The sequence below is a fragment of the Gracilibacillus sp. HCP3S3_G5_2 genome, from assembly GCF_052063305.1.
Classification (GTDB): Bacteria; Bacillota; Bacilli; order Bacillales; family Amphibacillaceae; genus Gracilibacillus.
Window position 1 is genome coordinate 19761 of record NZ_JBQHXU010000004.1, and the last position, 21786, is coordinate 41546.

The 21786-nt window shown below is 38.6% G+C and carries 18 protein-coding genes, 2 pseudogenes and 2 other annotated features; of the genes and pseudogenes, 4 read left to right on the forward strand and 16 right to left on the reverse strand.

From position 1 onward, the window contains the following. Positions 1-27 precede the first annotated feature (27 nt). Positions 28-1647 (forward strand): ABC-F family ATP-binding cassette domain-containing protein, encoded by a 1620-nt coding sequence (locus ACTNEP_RS07250; RefSeq protein ID WP_441161493.1) that lies wholly within the window; start codon positions 28-30, stop codon positions 1645-1647. A 166-nt stretch (positions 1648-1813) separates the two neighbouring features. After that, positions 1814-2422, forward strand: a complete 609-nt coding sequence (locus ACTNEP_RS07255; RefSeq protein ID WP_441161144.1) for a YesL family protein — start codon at positions 1814-1816, stop codon at positions 2420-2422. Positions 2423-2447: 25 nt separating this feature from the next. Here the strand turns inward: ACTNEP_RS07255 and ACTNEP_RS07260 are convergent. The 15 genes and pseudogenes from ACTNEP_RS07260 to ACTNEP_RS07330 all read right to left on the reverse strand — a co-directional run. Continuing rightward, a pseudogene (locus tag ACTNEP_RS07260) lies at positions 2448-2652 on the reverse strand (zinc-binding dehydrogenase); the annotation flags it as partial. Between the two features lie 240 nt (positions 2653-2892). Further along, on the reverse strand, positions 2893-3807 hold the full coding sequence (locus ACTNEP_RS07265; RefSeq protein WP_441161145.1) for a carbohydrate ABC transporter permease: 915 nt from the start codon (positions 3805-3807) through the stop codon (positions 2893-2895). A gap of 34 nt (positions 3808-3841) precedes the next feature. Then, positions 3842-4792: an ABC transporter permease gene (locus ACTNEP_RS07270; protein ID WP_441161146.1), complete on the reverse strand. Its 951-nt coding sequence runs from the start codon at positions 4790-4792 to the stop codon at positions 3842-3844. A gap of 63 nt (positions 4793-4855) precedes the next feature. After that, complete coding sequence (locus ACTNEP_RS07275; RefSeq protein WP_441161147.1) at positions 4856-6469, reverse strand: extracellular solute-binding protein; 1614 nt, start codon at positions 6467-6469, stop codon at positions 4856-4858. Positions 6470-7166: 697 nt separating this feature from the next. After that, positions 7167-7955 (reverse strand): tryptophan synthase subunit alpha, encoded by a 789-nt coding sequence (gene trpA / locus ACTNEP_RS07280; RefSeq protein WP_441161148.1) that lies wholly within the window; start codon positions 7953-7955, stop codon positions 7167-7169. Continuing rightward, positions 7948-9153, reverse strand: a complete 1206-nt coding sequence (gene trpB, locus ACTNEP_RS07285; RefSeq protein ID WP_441161150.1) for a tryptophan synthase subunit beta — start codon at positions 9151-9153, stop codon at positions 7948-7950. The genes trpA and trpB overlap by 8 nt, the downstream gene beginning before the upstream one ends. Then, the gene (locus tag ACTNEP_RS07290) at positions 9128-9766 is read right to left on the reverse strand and encodes a phosphoribosylanthranilate isomerase (protein ID WP_441161151.1); all 639 of its coding nucleotides are present in this window, start codon (positions 9764-9766) and stop codon (positions 9128-9130) included. Before ACTNEP_RS07290 ends, trpB begins: the two co-directional genes overlap by 26 nt. A gap of 4 nt (positions 9767-9770) precedes the next feature. Next, positions 9771-10550, reverse strand: a complete 780-nt coding sequence (trpC, locus tag ACTNEP_RS07295; RefSeq protein ID WP_441161152.1) for an indole-3-glycerol phosphate synthase TrpC — start codon at positions 10548-10550, stop codon at positions 9771-9773. Between the two features lies 1 nt (position 10551). Beyond that, on the reverse strand, positions 10552-11577 hold the full coding sequence (gene trpD / locus ACTNEP_RS07300) for an anthranilate phosphoribosyltransferase (RefSeq protein WP_441161154.1): 1026 nt from the start codon (positions 11575-11577) through the stop codon (positions 10552-10554). Next, positions 11574-12161, reverse strand: a complete 588-nt coding sequence (locus ACTNEP_RS07305) for an anthranilate synthase component II (RefSeq protein WP_441161155.1) — start codon at positions 12159-12161, stop codon at positions 11574-11576. The genes trpD and ACTNEP_RS07305 overlap by 4 nt, the downstream gene beginning before the upstream one ends. Continuing rightward, entirely contained in the window at positions 12158-13537 is a 1380-nt protein-coding gene (gene trpE, locus ACTNEP_RS07310) for an anthranilate synthase component I (RefSeq protein WP_441161156.1), read from the reverse strand. The genes ACTNEP_RS07305 and trpE overlap by 4 nt, the downstream gene beginning before the upstream one ends. 60 nt (positions 13538-13597) lie before the next feature. Beyond that, positions 13598-13818, reverse strand: a binding site (T-box leader). 59 nt (positions 13819-13877) lie between these two features. Next, positions 13878-14114: a binding site (T-box leader), on the reverse strand. A gap of 85 nt (positions 14115-14199) precedes the next feature. Continuing rightward, complete coding sequence (locus ACTNEP_RS07315; protein ID WP_441161157.1) at positions 14200-14748, reverse strand: 3-dehydroquinate synthase II; 549 nt, start codon at positions 14746-14748, stop codon at positions 14200-14202. A 327-nt stretch (positions 14749-15075) separates the two neighbouring features. Further along, complete coding sequence (locus ACTNEP_RS07320) at positions 15076-16371, reverse strand: Gfo/Idh/MocA family protein (protein ID WP_441161158.1); 1296 nt, start codon at positions 16369-16371, stop codon at positions 15076-15078. 449 nt (positions 16372-16820) lie between these two features. Beyond that, positions 16821-17624, reverse strand: a complete 804-nt coding sequence (locus ACTNEP_RS07325) for a LysM peptidoglycan-binding domain-containing protein (protein ID WP_441161159.1) — start codon at positions 17622-17624, stop codon at positions 16821-16823. 203 nt (positions 17625-17827) lie between these two features. Next, positions 17828-19372: a bifunctional metallophosphatase/5'-nucleotidase gene (locus ACTNEP_RS07330; protein ID WP_441161160.1), complete on the reverse strand. Its 1545-nt coding sequence runs from the start codon at positions 19370-19372 to the stop codon at positions 17828-17830. 760 nt (positions 19373-20132) lie between these two features. Between ACTNEP_RS07330 and ACTNEP_RS07335 the strand changes: the two genes are divergently transcribed. Both ACTNEP_RS07335 and ACTNEP_RS07340 read left to right on the forward strand, forming a co-directional pair. Then, positions 20133-20843, forward strand: coding sequence for a DNA alkylation repair protein (locus tag ACTNEP_RS07335; protein WP_441161161.1), 711 nt, complete (start codon positions 20133-20135; stop codon positions 20841-20843). Between the two features lie 44 nt (positions 20844-20887). Beyond that, positions 20888-21034: pseudogene (locus ACTNEP_RS07340) on the forward strand (short-chain dehydrogenase); the annotation flags it as partial. Between the two features lie 150 nt (positions 21035-21184). On the opposite strand, the gene ACTNEP_RS07345 reads toward ACTNEP_RS07340, so the two are convergent. Beyond that, positions 21185-21751 carry a nitroreductase family protein gene (locus ACTNEP_RS07345; RefSeq protein ID WP_441161162.1) on the reverse strand — a complete coding sequence of 189 codons (567 nt, stop codon included), beginning with the start codon at positions 21749-21751 and terminating at the stop codon, positions 21185-21187. Positions 21752-21786 lie beyond the last annotated feature (35 nt).

The following is a 21786-nucleotide window of genomic DNA, read 5'->3' on the forward strand; positions in this document are numbered from 1 at the left end:
TATGAGATAATGGAGGAATTATGGAGTATGCTACAAGCAACCAATGTTAGTTTACGTTACGGTGACAAAAAGTTATTCGAAGACGTTAATATTAAATTTACCGCAGGAAATTGTTATGGTTTGATCGGTGCCAACGGTGCTGGTAAATCTACGTTTCTTAAAATATTGTCTGGTGAAATCGAACCACAAACTGGTCATGTTTCACTTGGGAAAGATGAGCGCCTTGCCGTATTAAAACAGGATCACTTTGCCTACGAAGAACAGGAAGTATTAAAGACGGTTATCATGGGGCACTCTCGTCTATATGAAGTAATGCAGGAAAAGGATGCTATTTATGCTAAAGGGGAATTCACAGAAGAAGATGGCATGCGTGCAGCTGAATTAGAAGGTGAATTCGCCGAAATGAACGGCTGGGAAGCAGAATCTGATGCTGCTATCCTTCTAAAAGGTCTTGGAATTGGTGAAGAACTTCATACGAAAAAAATGGCTGATTTATCAGGTTCTGAAAAGGTAAAAGTATTACTTGCTCAAGCCTTGTTTGGTAATCCTGATATTTTATTATTAGATGAGCCGACCAACCACTTGGATATTCAAGCTATTCAATGGCTGGAAGAATTTTTAATCAACTTTGAAAATACCGTTATCGTTGTTTCACACGACCGTCACTTTTTAAATAAAGTGTGTACACATATTGCCGATGTCGATTATGGAAAAATTGAATTGTACGTAGGTAACTATGACTTCTGGTATGAATCAAGTCAACTAGCCTTACAAATGGCTAAAGATCAAAACAAGAAAAAAGAAGAGAAAATAAAAGAATTACAAAACTTTATTGCTCGATTTAGTGCCAATGCATCGAAATCAAAGCAGGCAACTTCTCGTAAAAAAATGCTCGATAACATTACACTGGATGATATTAAACCCTCTTCTCGTCGTTATCCGTATGTAGCCTTCCAACCTGGACGTGATATAGGAAACGATTTATTACGTGTAGAGGGGATTTCCAAAACAATTGACGGGGTAAAAGTTTTAGATAATGTAAGTTTTACATTAAAACCTTATGACAAAGTCGCATTTATCGGACCAAATGAACAAGCGAAATCAGTGTTATTCGATATCCTGATGGGTGAAATGGAACCAGATGAAGGAAACTATACATGGGGGGTTACCACTTCCCAATCATACTTCCCTAAAGATAACTCGGAATTCTTTGAAGGTAATGACATGACATTAGTAGAATGGCTGCGTCAATATTCACCAGAAGATCAAACCGAAACTTTCTTACGTGGATTCCTTGGTCGTATGTTATTCTCTGGAGAAGAAGCACTGAAAAAAGCAAATGTATTATCTGGTGGGGAAAAAGTACGTTGTATGTTATCAAAAATGATGTTATCGAATGCCAATGTGCTGGTATTAGATGAACCGACCAACCACTTGGACTTAGAATCAATCACTGCATTGAACAATGGTTTAATTAAGTTTAAAGGTTCGATTCTGTTCACATCTCATGACCATCAATTCATTAACAGTATCGCCAATCGCCTTATCGAGATTACACCTAAAGGAATTGTCGATAAAGAAATCAGTTACGATGAGTATGTAGCTGATCAGAAATTACAAAAAGAAATCCGTGCGATGTATGCATAAAATCAAGGCTATCTCATAAAGAGGTAGCCTTTTTAATAAAAAACAGCATTCTTATCCTATTTTTAGAATTCCTATCTTTTCTTTTATATTTCCCTTATTAAATTTACCAATCTATTATTTTTGTGTATGCTTATTAAATAGATACAAAAGTTTTGGAGGCGCTTTTATGAATAAGGGTATTTCTGTTTATATAACAATTGGTGAGTGGATTTTTAAGATCTTGCTATTAAATTTATATTGGTTTATCTTTTCGATACTAGGATTATTTGTAGCAGGAATTTTTCCAGCTACCGCAGCCTTGTTCGCAACAATTAGGCAAGATATTAAATCAGAAAATGATATCAAGCTGTTTCACGAATTTATTCACTATTACAAACAAGCGTTTATCCAATCTAATATCCTTGGCTATATACTGACAATTGCAGCTGCTATTTTACTGTTTAACATCCAAATCTTAGGTCGGTTAGACAGTTCACTATTAAACTCTACATTAATGGTGATGACATATATCTTGTTAGCCATTATTGCGCTTGTGGCTGTGTTCATTTTCCCGATCTATGTACATTACCAATTTTCCGTGCTTGGGTATATTAAATATTCTGCTATATTGGTTATTGGCAAGCCGCTACATGCCATAGCAATGCTCGCGTTAATTGCAGCGACTATTTACCTGTATTATTTAGTGCCAGGTTTTATACCTGCTTTGGGTGTTAGTTTACTAGCTTATATTATTATGCGGACGGCTTATTCCTTTTTTGCAACACCTGAACAATAGAATATGCTTAAGCAATCGTAAGAACCGCGGTATCAAGAGCTACATCTATTCCATCCGGTGAGAGAACGCACTCTGTTAACAAGTCCATCTCCATAAGTGACAGGGACTACCCCGAGTGATCGCAGGTAATCATGCTTGTATTCACTTGCGGGGCCGATGACGGTTGCTCCCCATGCTTGAGCCATTTGTACTGCGAAGGTGCCAACTCCCCCTGCTGCTGCGTGATTCAATCTTTGACGATAATAATCCACCATTCGACTTGGTGCATATCGATGAACCCGTATGTCAGCGAACCTATCAAATCGCATGGCTTGAAGATCGTTATCTAACCAAGGCAGCTTGTACATTTCGAGATTATGTTATTGATTATTTTAACGATTTTTATAATGAAATATATGATGGCATTTATTGGCGAGATATCTAAACTTATCTCGCCAACAGATTAACTTTATCTCGTAAGTAGACTAGTTTTATCCTTTAACTGAGCCAATTAATACACCTTTTTCAAAGTATTTCTGAATAAATGGATATAGAATTAATACAGGTAGTGAGGATACGATAATAATTCCGTATTTAACCTGATCGGCATAGCGCTGAGCATAACCTCCGCCAGTTCCCCCACTTCCGGCACCTTCCGCAAATACTTGGTTAGATAACAGGATATCCCTCAACACAATTTGCAGTGGCTGTAAATTGTAATCACGGATATAGATTAACCCTGTAAAAAAGTCGTTCCAATGATGTACTAGATAATAGAGCCCGATGACAGCTGTAACAGCTTTAGACAATGGCAATACAATCGTTGAGAAAAATTTAAAATGTGAACAGCCATCCATTGTTGCCGCTTCAAACATTTCATGTGGAATGTTGTTCTCAAAGAATGTTCTCGTAATAATTAAATTAAAGATATTCACGGTAACGGGATTAAAGATAAATACCCATGGTGTGTCTATTAAACTTAAATCTCTCATTAACATATAAGTTGGTATTAACCCACCATTAAAAAACATGGTGAAAATAAAGAAAAACATTAAGAACCTTCTTGCTCTGAATTCTTGTCGAGACAAAACATATGCTGCAGGTAATGTTAACAGTAAACTAACAGTTGTTCCGACAATAGCATAGAACAATGTATTCCGATAACCGATCCAAACCCTTGAATCAGCAAAAATTTGTTCGTATCCAAATAAACTAAACCCTTTTGGAGCAAAAAGTACTCTTCCAGTTGATACATAAGTGGGATCACTAATTGATGCAATCACAATAAAATAAATTGGATAGGCCACAATAAAAAATATTAACAAGCATATTGCGACAACGGTAACATCAAAGAGTAGATCTGTCGGCTTTTTATTTCTAATTCTATTCATTGTGATAGAAGGCATTACGCTTCCTCCTTCAAATTAATTGGAGCTATACTTACCACAAACTAATACGGGCAACTTTCTTCGCGATCGTATTGACAATAACCAGCATCGTGAAATTAATTAATGTATTGAATAAACCAATAGCGGCGGCATAGCTAAATTGATTGGAAACAATACCGGTTTTATAAACGTAGGTTTCAATTACTTCTGATATAGGTAAATTGAGAGAGTTTTGCATTAAGAATATTTTTTCAAAGCCAGTACTAATAATCGCACCCATATTAAGTATTAATAAAATGATAATGGTCGGAACAATTGCTGGTATTTCCACATTTCTAATAATTTGCCACTTATTCGCACCATCAATTTTTGCTGCATCATAAAGCTGCGGATCAACAGCAGACAAGGCTGCCAGATAAATAATACTGTTCCAACCGACATGTTGCCACACGTCTGATAATACATATATGGGAATAAAGGCGGAAACAGACGCCAACAAATTGCCTTCCACACCGAGCTTTGCTAGCAGCAAGCCAATAACCCCAGTATTAGGAGATAACATAACATTCAATAAACCTACCAAAACCACGATAGAAATAAAATGTGGCAAATAAACAGTTGTTTGTAATATTCGTTTTCCTCTTTTCCACCTGATTTGGTTTACTAATAATGCGAGGGCAATTGGTGCCGGAAAACCAACAACAATCGTCGTGATACTGATTAGTAATGTGTTACGGATCAGATCCCAAAAAAGGTGACTATTAATGAATTGTTCAAAATATTTAAACCCCGCCCATTCCCCACCTGTCAAACCAGCAGTGAAATCATATTCCCGAAATGCTAACTGAATACCGTACATTGGTATATAGTTAAATATAATTACACAGATGACTGCAGGTAGAATCATAATCCATAATTGATAGTCTCTTCTTAACGTATTAAAAACAGTAGCTTTTTTTACTTTAGGCAAAGCTTCAGTATTCGTTCCTTGGGAAAAGGACATGATATGACGCTCCTTTTGTTAGAGAGATATCAGCTTTCAACCGATATCCCTCCTTCTGATTTACTAGTTTAACTGTTCTTTATAATCATCATAGTAACGTTGAATAATCTCAATATTTGACGGTAAGCCTATCTGCTCAACCTGTTGTACATAGCTGTCCCATTCATTTTCAATACCACCTGTCGTTATCCATTCGCCAAACTTAGACATCGCAATGTTCATAAAGTCTGTGTTAACAAGTGTCATTTGATTATGATCCTCTTCTGAATATTTCAGCATCATTCCCGGAAATACATCATTCTCACGGTCAAGCGATTCGAACACAGCATTATACGGTGCCTGTTGTTCATCTACTGCCTGCATATCGACAGGTAATTCAACATCTAATTCATCTGATATAAACATTGGTCCGTTATCCGCCCAAGTAGAGGTCCACTTCCATGTTCCCGGATCCATTTCTTCATCTTCTGGTTCAAGGATTTTGTAGGAGTTATCACCAGTCTTTTCAATATTAGGTCCGATTGAACCAAATAAAATTTGCAAACTGACTTCAGGGTCATAAAGCTCATTGATAAACTTCATTGCCGCTTCTTTATTGCTTGTCATTGATGACATTTGAACAAAGTTAACACCAAAATTCAGTTCGTTATAGTCATAAGACCAGCTTACTTCCCCATCGTAGTCAGCAGAAGCCTTCATCGGATCAAACGATACGTATTGATCTGCAACACCTAAACCAAACCTGTCCGTTCTTTCCCAACCAAATGTATAACCTATTTTTGCTGTATCGCCTTCACCGCGAGCTAATGCTTGGTACTGTGAATAATCCTGTGTAAATGCTTCATCATTTATTAAACCGTTTTCATATAATTTATTTAAAAATGTTACAAATTCTTTATATCGCTCATCGATAAAAAAGTTCTTCACTTCACCATCTTCCAGAAAATAACCTTGACCACCACCACCAGTTACCGTCATTCCAAGGCCGCCAAGTAATACTGTTGGATGGAAGTATCCAAAGCCACCTTCCCCTACTGGCGCAAAATCCATTGGTATTTCATCGTTTGGATCACCATTACCATTGGCATCCTCTTCTTTAAACACCATTAATACATCAAACAATTCCTCCCAATTTGTCGGTACATCTAACCCCAGATTATCGAGCCATTGTTTATTAATGAATTGCATTGTGGCTGTTTCTGGCCAGAACTGCTGATATTTGGACAACCCATAGATCTCCCCATCGGTTTGTGTGGAAAGTATTTCTGTTTGAGGTTGTTCCTCAAACATCGCCTGAATATTTGGCCCATGCTCTTCAATTAATGGAGCAAGATTTTCAAATAACCCAGGGAATTGCGCAAAGTCAGCATCTGTAATCGCGTTCGGACCAATAATAATATCAGGAATATCACCACCTGCCAGCATCGCACCTTTCTTTTGGTCCCAATCAGCTGTAACCTCTTCCCATTTAATCTCCACACCTGCTCTTTCTTCTACTTCTGCTAACCATTCCATGTTTTCAAGCTCTTTGGTTAATGGATGCTTTGTGATCAGCCCAGTTAAAACGACCTTTCCATCTTCTGTTTCTTCTGGTTCACTACTTGTCTCATCATTACTACAAGCTGCTAACAATACCGTCAAACAAATGGTAATGAATAATAATACTTTGCTTTTCACACCTAATTCCCCCTAATTCGTTTTATACTTTGCTAGTAAACAAATTGGCACGCATACTTTAAGAACTAATCATCAATTGCAGCAACTAAAAACAAAGTGTTGAAAGCATTTATGATTGTCAAAAAAAGTGTAAGGTTACGGTTCGGCAGCAATCTGCAGGTGATCAATCACCTTGTCAATTTCAATCCACCGCCTCCTTCATTGACAACAAAAGTTATGATATCGCTTACAAATTTCCAATAAAAGTAACCAGTTAATCAACTTCTTGTTCGTACATATTTTAGAACTATTGCAATAGAACTTATTAACAGTATGCCACCATAAACAGATTGTGTGAATTCACTTTTTTATGAATACATATCTTTTTTTTAGATTTCATTTAGTGAGAGAAATTTATCCACATACCCCCATTTTGGTTAATAATGTGGATAACTGGAGCCAAGTAATTATTTACTCTTGTTTCTCTGTGAATGTGAACAGGTGCAATACGATATTGGTTATTTTTTTGAATTTGTGCTTACATATTTTCATTGAATGAATTACCTATTTAACCATATCAGTAATAACTGATTCTAGTGTCCATTTATTAGGAAAAGGAGAAAGCTGTTAAGAAGCAATAAAACAGGAGGATAAATTCCGCTGCAGAAATGGAGAAATCAAAATGGCTGTCCACAGTGTTAGGACAGCCATTTTGATTTTACTTCCGTTTTGATACTTGTGCCGATGCGATTAATTCACGTATGGTTTCACGATCATTTTTATATAATAAATCAACGATTTTACTTCCGACTACTACGCCATCACAATACTCAGTTAATGAGTGAACATGCTCTGGGCTTGAAACACCAAATCCCGCGAGTACAGGTACATCACTTTTTTCTCTTAATGCTTCTAGGTAAATACCGAGATTTTCCTTAAAGGACGAGCGTATTCCGGTAGTTCCTGTAACGGTGACTGCATATAGAAAACCTTCTGTCCGCTTTCCGATTTCTGTCAAACGTTCTTCTGTACTTGTTATGGCTGCTAATCGAATAAGCGCAATGTCATTCTCCTGTAAAGCAGGAGCGATGATTCCCTCTTCTTCTAAAGGCAAATCAGGAATAATTAATCCGTCAACTCCTGCATCGCTACAAGATTTAGCAAAGTTATCCATACCATATGCATGAATCGGGTTCATATAGGTCATCAGCACAATCGGAATATTCCGCTGATTCTTTCCTTTTGATAATTTCTCCAGTACCACACTAAGTGATACACCATTTGCTAATGCACGCAAACCTGCCTCCTGAATGACAGGGCCATCTGCAACCGGATCTGAAAAGGCGATCCCTAATTCAACGACTGTTGCTCCTGCCTCTTCTAAAAAGGCTAACTGTTCATCCAGTTGATCCAAACTACCGTCACCAGCCATAATATACGGTACGAATGCTTTATCGCCTCGTTCAAGGACATCTTGAAATGCCTTCTCTATCTTTGCTTTACCCATTTTGTTCACCACCTAATGCATCTCTTACTGTTTCGACATCTTTATCACCACGGCCAGATAAACAAATCACCATCACTTCCTCTTCGTTCATCTCTTTAGCCAGTTTCATTGCATATGCCACGGCATGAGAACTTTCCAATGCTGGTATAATACCCTCGGTTTTCGATAATTCTTGTAATCCTTCCAATGCCTCCTCATCTGTAATATCCACATAATTGACCCGTCCGATATCCCTTAGATAACTATGCTCTGGTCCCACTCCAGGATAATCAAGTCCTGCTGATATCGAATGTGCTTCTTGAATCTGTCCGTCTTCATCTTGTAATAAATAAGTCATGGTACCATGGAGAATCCCTTTTTTTCCATAATTCAGTGTAACAGCATGCTGATCGGTGTCCACACCTTTTCCACCTGCTTCCACTCCATAAAGCTTCACTTCCGCGTCCTCCACGAACGGATAGAACATTCCCATAGAGTTACTACCGCCGCCGATACACGCAACAACTGCATCTGGTAAACGATTTTCCTTTTCTTTTATTTGTTTTTTCGTCTCAGAACCAATCATACTTTGAAAGTCACGAACGATTTGTGGGAACGGATGCGGACCTACCACAGAGCCAATAATATAGTGTGTATCCTCCACATGACTTACCCAATAACGCAATGCTTCATTTACGGCATCCTTTAAGGTTCCGCTACCTTGATCAACACTTTCAACACGGGCACCTAATAACTCCATCCGAAAAACGTTAAGCTTTTGACGTCGCACATCTTCCTTTCCCATGAAAATGACACACTCTAACCCGAGCAATGCACAGACTGTCGCGGTTGCTACACCGTGTTGACCTGCCCCTGTCTCTGCTACAACCTTTTTCTTACCCATTCTTAATGTTAAAAGTGCTTGACCAAGTGCATTATTTATTTTGTGGGCACCTGTATGGTTCAAATCTTCCCGTTTCAAATAAATCTTCGGTCCTCCTAATTTTTTGGAAAAGCGTTCTGCATAATAGAGCGGTGTTTCTCTTCCTACATATTCTTTTAAATAATAATCAAATTCGTCTAAGAACGTCTCATCATTCACTGCTTCTTTATATGCCTTTTCCAGTTCTAATACTGCTGGCATTAACGTTTCTGGTACAAAACGGCCACCATATTCCCCAAAATGTCCCGTTTCATTGGGAGCTTGATATTCTGCCATTTCCATCACCTTTCTTTACTGCATCTATAAATGCTTTTATTTTATCTACATCCTTTTTGCCATCTGTTTCTACCCCACTGGAGACATCGACACCAAAAGGAGCCACTTCTGTGATCGCTTCTTCAATGTTATCGGCGTTTAAACCACCTGCAAGTAATATCTTTTTATTTAAAAAATCATATTCCTTTGCTAGCTGCCAGTCGAATGTTTGACCTGAGCCACCACGGTATTTACCAGCTGGACTGTCTAACAAATAATATGCACAATCATAGGCTCTAATCTTCGCCAAATCACTCGCCTCTCGGATCTCGAATGCTTTTATTACCGGTAAGCCCACTTCTTTACAAAAGATTGGTGACTCATCCCCATGTAGCTGCACATAGTCCAAACCAACATCTTGGGCGATTTCCCGGATTACCTCGATGCGCTCATTGACAAAAACACCGACTTTCTTCACATGAGCTGGAACAAACTTAGCTAAGGTTGCTGCCTGCTCCTTTGTTACTCTCCGTTTACTCCTGGCAAACACCAATCCAATGAAATCTGTACCTGCTTCTATAGCAGCTTCCATTGCCTCTTTGTTTTGTAATCCGCAAATTTTTACTTGAACCATTGCTCTATTCTCCTAACGGTACTCTTAAGCTTTCAAACGTTTCTTTTAAATTGACAGAACGCATCATTGTTTCACCGACTAAAATCCCTTTAGCTCCGGCTCGCTTCACGCGTTCTACATCAGCCCTTTCCTTCATACCACTTTCACTGATTAATAGTGTTCTCGTTGTGTCAATTTGCTCGGCAAGTCGCTCTGTTGTCGCGAGATCGACTTCAAATGTTTTTAAATCGCGGTTATTAATGCCGATAATCTGTGCACCGATTCTATTTGCAACAGCTAATTCCTCTTCATTGTGCACCTCGAATAATATTTCCAAGCCTTTATCACTTGCATATTGATATAATTCGGTTAGTCTTTGTTCAGGGAGAGCAGCTGCAATTAATAAAATGACATTCGCACCGGCATCAAAAGCACGATCTATTTGAATTTCAGCAATGATAAAATCCTTGTTTAACACCGGAATATCGACAACTTCCCTTACTTCCTGCATATCCTCGATAGTTCCTTGAAAAAAAGGGGTATCGGTTAATACTGAGATTGCACCTGCTCCACATGTTTCATAGATACGTCCTTGCGTAGCAGGCTCCACACCATCGTTAATTAACCCTTTAGATGGGGAAGCACGTTTCATTTCTGCTATTATATTCATTTTTTCTGCTTGCATAAAAGTGTCATACAAGGAAACATTGACACGTTTTCCTTTGATCTGGCCCGGCTGATAGCTTGCTTTTAGTTCTACCACTTCTTTTTCTTTTTCTGCTATAATTTTTTCTAAAATCGTCATATTACACCTCTTGCTTTACTGAATTACTGTATTTAATTAAGTTTTCCAGTTTTGCTAATGCTGCCCCAGAGTCAATCGATTGACGTGCTAGTTCCACACCTTGCTGAACAGTTTCTGCTTTACCATCGGCAAATATTGCTAGACCAGCATTCAATAATACCGTATCACGGTACGGACCTTTTTTCCCTTCTAATACTTCGCGTAATATCACCGCATTATCTTTGGCATCGCCACCTCGAATCCGTTTATTTTCTATTACAGGTAAGCCTACTTCTTCCGGATTTAACGTGAATTGCATAATTTCTCCTCGTTCTAATAATACCAAATGATTTTCACCTGCTAAAGAAGCTTCATCCATATAGCCTGCACCATTTAAAACCAAGGCACGTTTTCTGCCTAATTTGTGTAATACATTTGCTAATATCTCAAGCGAATCACGACGGTATGTTCCGAGTAATTGTGTGGTTAATTCAACCGGATTCGTCAATGGACCGATCAAATTGAAGATTGTCGGCACTGCTAATTCCTTACGTGCTTTCATGACTCGCTTCATTGCTGGATGAACATTTGGCGCGAACAAAAAGGCAATGCCGTTATCCTTCAAAATTTCGTATGTTTGTTCTGGTGATAAAGCTAATGACACACCAAGATGCTCTAACACATCTGCACTTCCTGTTTTGCTTGAAATACTGCGATTACCATGTTTGGCAACCGTAATGCCAGCACCCGCAATCACGAAAGCAGAAGTCGTACTAATGTTAAAGCTTTGCGAGCCATCCCCACCAGTACCACAATTGTCCATTGCACTAGTAAATTCAGCAGGTAACTTTAAGGTAGATTTCTCGCGAATAATATTAACCAGCCCTGTTACTTCATCTGATGTCTCTCCTTTTGTCTTCAGTGCAGTGAGAAAGCCTCCGATAGCTATATCACTTGTATCTTCCGCAAACATAACACGTGCAGCTGCTTCCATTTCTGCAATCGTAAAGTTCTCTCTTGCCATCGCTTTATTGATAAATTCTTTCATCCTACCTTCTCCTTTCTAATTGCATTAAAGAAATTATTTAAGATTTTCTTCCCTTTTTCCGTACCAATCGATTCAGGATGGAATTGTAAGCCATAAACAGGTAAATAGGTATGTTTTACCGCCATAATCTCCTTGTCGTCCATTGCTGTTGCGGTGACTAATAACTGATCAGGGACTGTTTCTTTTTCAATTACAAGTGAGTGATACCGCATCACTTCTAACGGCTGTTCCAAATAATCAAATATTTCATCATTTTGGTGGTGAATCATCGATGTTTTGCCATGCTTTATCTGCCCTGCATGAGTAACGGTTGCTCCATATGCAGCACCGATGGCCTGATGCCCTAAACAGATACCTAAAATCGGAAACTCATTCGAAAGACTCTTGACAACATCGATACAAATTCCAGCTTGTTCGGGCGTCCCGGGTCCAGGTGATAAAATAATTGCTTCCGGCTTTAACGTTCTGATTTCTTCTAAAGTAATTTTGTCATTGCGGACAACCTCAACTTTCTTCCCTAGTTCCGAGATATATTGAAACAAGTTATAAGTAAAGGAATCATAGTTATCAATTAATAGAATCATTTTTTACTAACCTCCAATAACGACTTCGCCTTATTTAATGTTTCCTGGTATTCCGATTGCGGATTAGAATCATAAACAATACCTGCACCTGCTTGCACATATGCATGACTTCCCTTAATAACCATCGTGCGAATCGCTAACGCTAAATCTAGATCACCGCTCATATTGATATAGCCGACAGCTCCTGCATAGACACCACGTTTTTTGTTTTCTAGTTCATTAATGATTTGCATAGCGCGGATTTTGGGTGCTCCTGATACCGTTCCAGCCGGAAGTGTGGATATCAATGCATCCAACCCGGTATAGTTTGGTGTTAATTCTCCATGAACTTCAGACACAATGTGCATAACATGTTGATAACGTTCAATCGTCATATATTTTGGTATCGTGATCGAACCAACTTCACAAACACGCCCAAGGTCATTTCGGCTTAAATCAACTAACATTTTGTGTTCTGCTAATTCTTTTTCATCTGCTAGTAGTTCTGTTGCCAACTGTTGATCTTCTGTATCTGATTTCCCTCTTGGTCTTGTACCTGCAATCGGGTTTGTGACAACCTTTCGTCCAATTGTTTTAATTAAACTCTCTGGTGATGCTCCAAGTACGATATACTCGCCAAAATCGATAAAATACATATAAGGCGACGGGTTAGCTACTCTTAACCTGCGATAAAAGGTAAATGGATCGGCATCAAAGCTTGCTTTCATTCGCTGAGATAGGACTACTTGAAATATGTCACCATCCATAATGTGTTGTTTTGCCGTTTCCACCATGTGCAGGAAGGTTTCTTTGCCAAGGGATGGTTCGAATCTAACAAGTAACTCTTCATCTGACACGAATGGTTCAGGTGTCAGGATCTGATCCTGTAGCTGATATAAGCCTGCTTCCAGCTGGTCATCACTTCTTGTACCATCTAGATCAACCGTCATCACTGTAACCTTTTGTTTCATATGGTCAAATACGATAACATCCTGGTAAAACATCATGTGGACATCGGGCATGTCAATTTCATCTTCTAAAAGTTCGCCAATGTATTCATATTGTCTAATCGCGTCATAGCCGATATATCCAATTGCTCCACCGTAAAAAGCGTATGGTAATGGCAGCTTCTCGTTTGGAATGTGTGTCTTGATTACTTCTAATGGCTTTTGCTGAATCGATTCGGTGGTTCCTTTGGTATAATTCGTGACGGTCGTCTCCGTTGCTGATCCGATAATTTCCTTGTATGGATTAAGCCCGATGAAAGAGAATCGTCCTTTATCATCGTGGCTGCCGGAGCTTTCCAGCAAGAATTTTTTCTTACCCTTGATTCTATTGAATATCGAGATTGGTGTGATGGTATCTCCATTTACATCTGTACTTTTATAATTCACCATTTCGTTCGACTCCTTCTTAGAAAAATAAAAAACCGCCCTTACACAAACGTTATAAGTCTGCATAAGGACGGTTTGGTTACCGCGGTGCCACCTTTTGTTGAAGGCTATCTCATAGCCCACCACTCATTATCCGTTAACGGAGATTAACCGTTGCCCTATACTGTTATTTCCAGGGCACTCTCGAAGGTCCATTCCAATTTCCGTGTATACCGGATTCTCACCATCGCCGGCTCTCTGTAATACAGCGAAAAAATTGTACTCTTCCTTCTCATTGATTTGTTTTATTCTGACACTTTTTTCATTTGCTTTTTTAAGTAAAACAAAAAGGGTTTCCCCATCCAAAAAGGACGAGGAAACCCGTGGTACCACCTTTATTAGCTGCATAAAACAGCTCACTCATTACGTCTCATGAACGCTACCCCTTTGCAACGAGTGGGTATCTCGCCAAAGCCTACTAGAAAATCGTTCGGTTTGGGGCTCAGAAGTCCATTCACTTACCTTGCACACTGATTCACACCATCCATCAGCTCTCTTTAGTGCTAAAAGTTAAGCTACTTCTCTTCGTCAATGCCATCACGTTTTTAAATGTTGATACTATCATAGTACGCTCTTTTTCATTTGTCAACCACTTCAATTAAAATGTTCAGAAAATTTATACAATATTAAAACTCGATTATCTCTTCGTCTATTCTCTCACCTAGATGCCGACCTGGTTGATCGACCTTAACCAAAATCCGGTCACCTTCTTGGAGTAGAATTGCTTGTTTTTCCTTTTGTTCTGAAGTTAATACGTGCACACTGTCTGACTCTTGCAGTGTCGCCGAGATTTCCGTATCGCCTACTTTTGTTACGATCCGCACCAGTGACCGCTTCTCTATTTTCACTCGCCCAATTGCAATTTTGCGGGCTTCACCTTTTTCATTATAGACCGTCAGCGTATCTCCCGGCTTCAGTTCTGCTAAATAGGCTGTCGTTTCATCTTCTTTCCTAACGTAGTGATGAATCGCCCCACTGTTTATCCGAAAAGGTCTGGCTGGATATGTATCAGTTGTGCGATTTTCTGCTAATACCAAAAAGTAGCCATGACCAGTATTGCCCAACAATATCCCTTCGGTTGGTGAAAGATGATCAACTAGATCTAAACATACTCTTGCCCCTTCACCTATCCGCTCTATTTCGACTACTTCAGCCTCTTGTAGGTTATTTACCACTTTTTAGCCCCCATTCATAATTTTGTGCGTTTTTCCACAGAAATTACATAGTTATTCTAGCGATTATCATATAGAATATATAGTAGATTTACAAATTTAGGAGGGATAACATATGAGAAAACTATTAATAGTGTTATTTCTTCTATTAATCACAGGCTTCAGTGTGATTGGGTTTTCAACTGACGAGCAGTCTGTAAATGATGAAGTATTAGAAGTGGAGCAAGATCAATAGAAGAAATGTCAAGTGCGACTTTCCTTAGGGGAGTCTAATGCTAATTCTTAACGTAATAAAAGGCTGTTGACCAGACATTGTCAACAGCCTTTTATCTATTCGTTTCTTTTCAAATCTACCAGGTCATCCACTTTTACTGCTTGCCCTGTTGCTAATGATTTATTTCCGGCAATTCCAGTTAAAATCGAAATGGCACCATCAATATGTGATGCAGCACGGTTAAATTCATCCTCTTTCGGTACGCCAAATAAGTCATTTAATAATTCCGGATCACCACCACCGTGGCCACCTTCTTTCTCTTCCACTTCTACTTCGTATGGTTCACCAAACATCGGTAACACTCGGATTAATTTACCGCTTAGTTTTCCTTCATCACTCTTGTTACCACCTGAATTAATATAAGATTGCTCACGTACTTGTACTTCAATTCGTCCACCTGTACCATTAAAGGCAATCTGGAAGCCTTCCCACGGTAAGTATGCATTTAAGGAATAAGTTAGAATCGCTTTGTTTTTATACGTCACATTTACGCCTAATGTGTCTTCAATGTTAATTCCATCACCAAACACACTCTGATCACGGTGATATCCGTCTTCTTTTTCAGCATCTAAATACATCGATTTCAAATGTTCATTAGATTCTAAATCAATTGCAAATGGATCATCTTTAGCATACTCACTGCCATGTGCTCGTTCATAGAATTTCGTCACACCACGTTCTTCCGCATTTTCTTTTCCGTAAAAACGAAGTCCACCTGTTGCATACACGACATCTGGTTCCGTATTGAGCCAGAAATTAACTAGATCAAAATGATGTGTTGACTTATGAACGAGTAACCCGCCACTATTACGTTTATCACGATGCCAACGACGGAAATAATCCGCTCCATGCTGTGTATCCAAAGCCCACTCAAAGTGAACCGAATTAACTTGACCAATTACTCCATCACGAATTAACTCACGGATCTTCGTATTATGTGGTGCATAACGGTAATTAAATGTGACGCGAACATTTTGACCTGTGCGTTCAATTGCATCAATAATCGCTTGTGTTTTTTCGGCATCAACCGTCATTGGTTTTTCCGTAATGACATCGCAGCCTAATTCCATTGCACGTATAATGTAACGATGGTGTGTTCTGTCCATGGACGTTACAATCACAATGTCTGGTTTTTCCGTTTCTACCATTTCATCAAACCGATCTGCTTGATACGTATTAATTTCTGAGACTCCATATTTGTCTTTTAATAGTTTGTTAGCATAATTCAAACGTGTTTGATTGGTATCACAAAAAGCTACTAGTTCACATGTTTCCTGAAAATCACGCACCATTGCCCCATAGAAAAACTCTGCACGACCACCGGTTCCAACTAATACATATTTTTTCTTCACTCTGAACACTCCCAATGTTATTTTGTAATCGCTTTAATAACAACGTTGTTAAAATTATAAGATATTTACTCTGAAATAGCAACTCTTAATCTGTGATTTTTTTTAATTGTTTTTGATTTTATTTGTTTTAATGTCTTATGAGATAACAATTACCCATAATCATGGCATGGATTCGACTAAATCGGAATAGATCAGCAAATTCTTCCAACTTCATCATCCATTTTGGTCGTTTTGGTGTTGACAAATGGGGTTCAATTCATATACTAAGCTTTATTATAGCCATGATAGCTGTCTCTCGGCTAAGGTACGAACGATGATGACTTATCGTAGGGCAATTCGTGAAGTCAATAGTTTCCGGGCGCTCATCATTTACCCAAATTTTATACGTTCTTGTCTTAGTACAAAAAAACTCTCTCGTAGTAATACGAGAGAGTTTTCTGATGACTTTACTAGTCTAATATAGTGACGTCGACAGTACGGACGCCCCAGTCGTAGGCTTCATCTTTTGTAGGAACGTGAATATCAATTTTGTTCCCTTTGATTGCTCCACCAGTGTCAGCTGCGATTGCTTCTCCGTAACCTTCCACATGTACTCTAGTTCCTAGTGGAATAACACTAGGATCTACCGCAATAACTTTCATATTACGGTTTTCCAACAGGTCAATTCCTGTAGCAGTTACGCCTGAACAACCATCACATTCTGCTGTGTATGCCGTTGCTGTCATCGAAATGGTTTCACCACTTTGCTCAGAGGATTCTTCGCTATCAGCTGTTTCTTCTTCAGACGCATCAGATGCATCAGCCTGTGTTTCCACTACAGGCTCAGAGGCTTCTGGTGTTTCTTCAATGTTATTTTCTTGCTGTACTTCTTCCTCTGTTTGATTCGCTTCAGACTTTGCCTCGTCTACTTTAATTGTTAATTTTTCCCCAATAATAATTAAATCAGTCTCGAGGTTATTCCATTCTTTCAAATCGCTAACTGTTACGCTGTTGTCCAAAGCGATTTCGCTTAATGTATCTCCTTTTTCTACATTATAAGTAATTTCTCTATCTATCTCTAACATTTGTTTTGGAAAAATCAAGTCTGAATCTAGATTGTTAATCTCCTTTAAATCTTCAACTGTTGTACTATGTTCTTGTGCAATTGCCCACAAACTATCTCCTTTTTCTACTTCATATTCTGCTGCTGAAATTGGTAGTACAACCAAAAAACTAGTTGCAACAAAACCTACTGACACTAAAAATCTTCGCATCATTGTTGCCTCCTTTCAATGTTGACAAGCACCACTATATCATAGTGAATATACTTTGTGGTTACAGCTAATTTAAGAGTCTGTAACAAAGTTTACGATTTTACAATTGCTTGTCACATTTGTCATTATGGGGCAATAATGATGCGTTTTATACGTCTATTTCGTAATATTTTCTATTTTTATACTAATTTTTAAATCTATCATTATGTAAATATACGAAAGTAGCTACTTGTATCTGGAATCAGTTCTTCTCTTTTCAGTAGGTCATTAGCAATCAATTCTGTCATATCTATTGGTATATCTTTCACTACTTCTTTCTTTTTAAACATATGATAGTCCCCACCACCACTAGCACGATAATTATTCATGACTACGTGAAATTCTTGTCTTACATCTAGTGGTTCGCCTTGATATTCCAACGTAATTACTCGTTGACCAAGTGGATTCGATAGGTTCACTTCATAGTAAATTCCTTGCCACATATCATAGTTATAAGGTTGAGGTTTCGGCTTCAAATAAGTTGGATTAATAACGATCTGATTATTTTTCACTTGAAAATAACTGGCCGATTTTTCTAACGCTTCTTTTATATCACTTCCGGTGAGTGTAAGAACCTTGAGTGTATTAGGATAAATATAATTAGCTACAATATCTCTCATTGTTACGTGCTTAGGAAACCCTGGTGACTGATCGTGAAATAATGCCGTGCAGGAAATATCTGCTTGAGATACATTTAGCTGCAATTGGTTGATATAGTTGATAAAAGGATGACCATGTAAGCGGACGTCCATTGGGTCACTTATCACCATATCACCTTTTACAGTCGTGATAGTTTGATCTAAAAAGGCTTGTACAGCTCTTTCGTCCTCTCTTATACTAGTTGCCACTTGCTGATCTACTAGAGTCTGCTCATCTACATAATGTAAAGTAGCAGTAATAGATTGAATCGATTGATCAAACATTAATGCTATTTCCGCAATTGCTTGGCCATTGTTACCTGCTTGCACAACGGTTACACCGTTAATTTTTTCCGTTAAATAGCGGTGTTGATGACCAGTAATTAAAATATCGATACCTTCTACTTCTTGGCAGATTTGATAACCCTGATTTTCACCTGTGATATCTTCCGTTGGTTCGCCTGTTACAGGGTCACGCTCTAATCCACCATGATAACTAACAACCATCACATCAGGCGTTTCGGTTTCACGAATTTTTGCTACCCATTGTTTTGCTGACTGGCAAGCATCTTCAAAATAAAGATTTGCAATATGGTTCGGATCCTCCCAATTCGGTATGTAGTGTGTAGTTAGCCCTAAAATCGCAAATCGTATGCCTGCGATTTCTTTTATTAGGTAAGGTTTTCCTAAAAAAGGCTCCTTTGTTCTTTTATCGATGATGTTAGCAGATAGCCAAGGAAAATTAGCGGCTTTGATTGTTTTTCGCAAGTAGTCCATTCCATAATTAAACTCATGATTCCCTATAACGGCAAGGTCATAGTTTAATTGATTGGCAACCTTTATCACTGGACTTGGTTGATCAGGTTGCTTTTTGGCAAAGTAATAGGTAAAGGGACTTCCTTGTATAAAATCGCCGTTATCAATTAGGATGGTATCGGTTTTCTCCTGAATTTTTTTTATAATAGTCGCCGTTTTTGCTAACCCTATAGGAACTTCCTGATCGTTACGATAATTCGTCGGCATGATATAACCGTGTACATCACTAGTTACACAAATCGAAACTCTCTTCATATTGACCCTCCTAAACTCTATTTATCTAACATTATAACGTTCTCTAATAGAATCAGGAAAAAGTTTACATAATCTTAACTAAGCTTTAACACCATCTTTTCATTTATTTGTTATATTATAAGTGTTTCAAATTGAGCAATGCTGCAAAGATTGCTTTCTCAAAATGATAGCCCCTTTTTCTTTTGGCCGATGAAATATTTCATCGGCTTTTTTTTGGTTTAATCGATAGATTTACCCTACCCACACCAATCACTTGTCCATTCTAATGATCTGGTTGGCAGTAGATAGATACAGCGAACTATGAAAAATCTCATTAGTATAGCCTTCTTCCATTCTATTTTTTGGTAAGTGGTATAATACGCTTTGGCAGAATACTTCGCTTTCCGTGGGCTCGACTTGATGTCGACAGAGCAGTTCCTACTGTACGGGTTGGATCGACCCAAGAGCGCGTCACAGCAGTTCCAGATGGAGTGTCTCACTAACCTTTACCGGACAGGACGCTTCTTTCATAACGGAAAACCGACATTCATGACTTACTCGAAACGACATTCGATAGTGATCCTCGAATTGGCTCCTTCGTCTTTGTACGAGTGTATTGTTGTGGAAACGGACCAACCTGAGCAAATCAAGCAGCAGTTGATGGATCATTGTCCACATTTATTTTAAAGAAGGATTTCCTGATTTACAGCAACCTAAAAGAAATATGGAGATCGTTAATATGCTATACTACTATTCACCAACCGAAAGGAGTTTTGAAATCATGGACAATCATACTGCTGAACGCTTTATACATGCGTTACAGCAACACCAAAACGAAGCGGAAATCGAAAAAATGAAGAAGTTTTTTAAAGGTTCTGATAAAAACACGAAGGCCTTAGGTCTAAACATGCGTACTGTATTCCAAATTGCAAAACAATTTATGAATATGCCTTTAAAAGAAATCGAGTTGCTTTTGGAAAGTGATTATTATGAAGTGAGAATGGGTGCCGTGAGCATTATGGATTTTCAGGCTAAGACGAAGAAACTCCCCGACGACCATAGACAAGCATTATACGAACTTTACGTTGGAAGGCATGATCGAATCAACAACTGGGACTTCGTCGATCGTGCCGCTCCTTCTGTCGTTGGAAACTATTTGCTCGATAAACCAAAGGATAAGCTGTACGAGATGGCACACTCCTCTAATATTTGGGAGCGAAGAACAGCGATTGTAAGTACCTATAGCTTTATCAAAAAAGGAAACCTCGAGGACACCTTTGCCATCGCTGAAATACTAGTAAACGATCCGGAGGAATTGATCAATAAGGCAGTTGGCAGTTTCATTCGTGAAGCAGGTAAAAAAGACGAAGACAAGCTAAAATCTTTCCTGAATAAGCACGCTCGCACCATGTCTAGAGTCACATTAAGATACGCTATAGAGAAGTTTGATAAAAGTACAAAGGACTACTACTTAAATTTAAAGAAGAGTTAGCACTATGATGAAATCGACCATTAGAGGAAGAGAGGTAGCTAATGATGAAATCTTTATCAGGGAAAGTAGCGTTAGTTGCTGGAGGAACCCGAGGCGCAGGCAGAGGCATCGCAATTGAGTTAGGAGCAGCAGGAGCAACCGTCTACGTGACTGGCCGTACAACACGGATGAGCCCCTCAGAGTACAATCAAGCCTGCAGATGCTAAGGGGTACCGGTAGTATTCCTTATAGGAAAATGACAATCATTTTTGTAACATTGGAAATATGTTCTAATTGCACCGTTTATCTGTTCTGTTCTTTACAGCAAAAAAACGCATCGGGATTCAAGCAGTCCGATGCGTTTACTCTATAACGGTGATTCTTTCTTTAGCTGATCTTCTTGGAATTGGAGATAGGTTTTTGGCTGGGTAGCCTACCTGTATTTGTCCTACTACTCTTTCATTCTCTTGTAAGCCGATCAATTCTGCAGTTTCTTGACAGAAAGCAAGCTTTCCTGTCTTCCAAAAAACACTTAACCCTTTTTCCCATGCCAGTAAACTGAAGTTCTGAATTAAACAACTGGAAGAAGCATAATCCTCTTCTCTTAATTTTTCCTGTGGGTGCAAGCTATTAATAACAAAAAAGATAAACGGCACATTCATTATTTTGTGGTAGGCATTATCACTTACTATTTTTAATTCTTCGTCTGAATTGCTGTTCGTTTTGGAAAGGGCGACTTGACGGTTGATTTCCGCCAATTTTTCTTTTGCTTCACCTTGTATAAAAACAAAACGCCATGGTTCTGTCATTTTATGATTTGGCACCCATATAGCTGTTTCAAGCAATTCTTCTATTAAATCTACTCGTACCTCTTTATCCTGATATGCAGATATTGAGCGACGTTCTATAATAAGTTGTTGTAAATTCATGAACACGCCTTCTTTCTTATTGATAATCATTTTCA

Bases quoted from the DNA above. Each gene is read 5' to 3' on its own strand.
- ACTNEP_RS07335 (WP_441161161.1), top strand. From the start codon at position 20,133: ATGGACAATCATACTGCTGAACGCTTTATACATGCGTTACAGCAACAC.
- trpA (WP_441161148.1), bottom strand. From the start codon at position 7,955: ATGGGTAAAGCAAAGATAGAGAAGGCATTTCAAGATGTCCTTGAACGA.
- trpB (WP_441161150.1), bottom strand. From the start codon at position 9,153: ATGGCAGAATATCAAGCTCCCAATGAAACGGGACATTTTGGGGAATAT.
- ACTNEP_RS07250 (WP_441161493.1), top strand. From the start codon at position 28: ATGCTACAAGCAACCAATGTTAGTTTACGTTACGGTGACAAAAAGTTA.
- trpC (WP_441161152.1), bottom strand. From the start codon at position 10,550: ATGACGATTTTAGAAAAAATTATAGCAGAAAAAGAAAAAGAAGTGGTA.
- ACTNEP_RS07325 (WP_441161159.1), bottom strand. From the start codon at position 17,624: ATGCGAAGATTTTTAGTGTCAGTAGGTTTTGTTGCAACTAGTTTTTTG.
- trpE (WP_441161156.1), bottom strand. From the start codon at position 13,537: ATGGTGAATTATAAAAGTACAGATGTAAATGGAGATACCATCACACCA.
- ACTNEP_RS07305 (WP_441161155.1), bottom strand. From the start codon at position 12,161: ATGATTCTATTAATTGATAACTATGATTCCTTTACTTATAACTTGTTT.
- ACTNEP_RS07255 (WP_441161144.1), top strand. From the start codon at position 1,814: ATGAATAAGGGTATTTCTGTTTATATAACAATTGGTGAGTGGATTTTT.
- ACTNEP_RS07345 (WP_441161162.1), bottom strand. From the start codon at position 21,751: ATGAATTTACAACAACTTATTATAGAACGTCGCTCAATATCTGCATAT.
- ACTNEP_RS07330 (WP_441161160.1), bottom strand. From the start codon at position 19,372: ATGAAGAGAGTTTCGATTTGTGTAACTAGTGATGTACACGGTTATATC.
- ACTNEP_RS07270 (WP_441161146.1), bottom strand. From the start codon at position 4,792: ATGTCCTTTTCCCAAGGAACGAATACTGAAGCTTTGCCTAAAGTAAAA.
- ACTNEP_RS07290 (WP_441161151.1), bottom strand. From the start codon at position 9,766: ATGGTTCAAGTAAAAATTTGCGGATTACAAAACAAAGAGGCAATGGAA.
- trpD (WP_441161154.1), bottom strand. From the start codon at position 11,577: ATGAAAGAATTTATCAATAAAGCGATGGCAAGAGAGAACTTTACGATT.
- ACTNEP_RS07265 (WP_441161145.1), bottom strand. From the start codon at position 3,807: ATGCCTTCTATCACAATGAATAGAATTAGAAATAAAAAGCCGACAGAT.